The following is a 1,700-nucleotide window of genomic DNA, read 5'->3' on the forward strand; positions in this document are numbered from 1 at the left end:
CCGTCCACGCGCTTCACGCTGGAGCGCCTTATGTCCTATGTGGAGGGCCTGCCACTGGGTCCCGCGAAGTACGAGTATTCGAATACGAACTACCTCCTCGCGCAGATGATTGTCGAACGAGCGTCGCACGATACTTACCATGAACGGCTCGCCGAGCGGATCATCGAACCTCTCGGAATGAACGACACCTGCCTCCCCCCGGACTGCCCTCCGGACACGGCCTCGCGCATGCCGACGCCGTACTCCACCCATTCCGTCCTGCCGAAGCATCTCAACAAGTCACTTCCTCGGCTCGACCTGTCCTGGGCGCAGGGGGCGGGTGGCCTGGTGAGTTCACTGCGAGACATGACGGCTTGGGACAGGGCGCTGTACAGCGGTCGACTGCTGCCCTCAGCGCAGCAGCGCGAGCTGGAGTCCCTGGTCTCGACAAAGACGAGTAAGCCCATCAAGAGCGTCACGGCCGACGATCCCATGGGTTTCGGGCTCGGTGTCGTGAAGTTCGTCCATCCTGTGGCCGGGACGGTCTGGGCCTATGAGGGGGCCACTTATGGAAACCGGGTGCTGCACATGTACTTCCCGAAGACTGGCATGATCATCGCCATCGCCGTCAACAGCGCCGTTGGCGAAGGGGACACGCTGACCGACTTCGCCGGTACCGTTTACACGACTCTTTCGGCGCAGAAGGCACAGGCTCTCCCACGGCACCAGTAGCCCCGGAGCCAGCTGCGTGACTTCCAGGTAGCTGCACTGCGAGGTCTGAGCTCCCTTCTTCCTGAGCTTAACCTTTAACGTCGCAGGTCACTCGGCCTGCTGAGGCCCCGGGAATCGGCAGGCCGTGATGCGGCCATTCTTCGCGGTGGCGACGAGGTACGACAAGCTCGCCGTCCGGTATGAGGCGACCGTGCTGGTCGCGGCCATCAACGAATGGCTGTGACCAGCACTTTCGAAACACGGACACGCCCTAGTGCCGCTGGGGCGCCGGGGGCGCGGTCGTGAGCTGGTTGTCGAAGTCCACCACGCCCTCGATCGCCCGGATGAGACGGGCCGCCGCCGGGATGAGGACGGCCTCCCTGACCCGCCCGGTCAGGGTGACCACGCCCTCGTTCACACTCACCCCGACGGTTTCGCCCGCTGCCGGGAAGAGGTGGGCCACCACCTCGCGCCGCACCTCCTCCTCGATGTCCTCGTCCGGCCGCAGGAACACCTTCAGCAGATCGGCGCGGCTGACGATGCCCTCGAGGCGGCCCTCCCGGTCCACCACCGGGAGCCGCTTGATCCGTTTGTGGGTCATGATCCGTGCCGCCTCGGCGAGCGTCGCGTTCGCGTGCACGGTGATGGCGGGGGACGTCATCAGCTCGTCGGCCGTCACCGCGCCCGCCTTGGCGACGCCGGGAAGGTCGCACAGCAGCTCCACCCGCGACGGATCGCTGTCGTGGAACTCCTCCTTGGGCAGCAGATCCGCCTCGGAGACCACGCCGATGACCCGGCCCTCGCCCTCCAGCACCGGCAGCGCGCTCACCCTCCACTGCTCCAGCGTTCTGACGATCTCCTTGAACGGCGCTTCGCGGCCGACGGCGACGACGGTATGGGTCATCACATCGCTCACGATGTGCGCACTCCGGGGCACGGCATCCTCCTAGCTCACGCTGGCTGTCTCGGGCCGGTCTCGCCGCTCGCCGCCAGCCTCTGCTCGATCCGGT

Annotated in this window: 2 protein-coding genes; one reads left to right on the top strand and one right to left on the bottom strand. The window is 66.1% G+C overall.

Annotated features, from left to right (window positions below; all coding sequences use genetic code 11):
* A partial coding sequence (locus tag AXW62_RS17570; protein WP_159060906.1) for a serine hydrolase domain-containing protein occupies positions 1 to 711 on the top strand: 711 nt, incomplete at its 5' end.
* 250 nt (positions 712 to 961) lie between these two features.
* On the opposite strand, the gene AXW62_RS17575 is transcribed toward AXW62_RS17570, so the two are convergent.
* A complete protein-coding gene (locus AXW62_RS17575; RefSeq protein ID WP_060945362.1) occupies positions 962 to 1,627 on the bottom strand; it encodes a CBS domain-containing protein in 666 nt (221 codons plus the stop codon).
* Between the last annotated feature and the right edge of the window lie 73 nt (positions 1,628 to 1,700).

Source organism: Streptomyces hygroscopicus subsp. hygroscopicus (assembly GCF_001553455.1).
Lineage (GTDB): Bacteria > Actinomycetota > Actinomycetes > Streptomycetales > Streptomycetaceae > Streptomyces > Streptomyces hygroscopicus.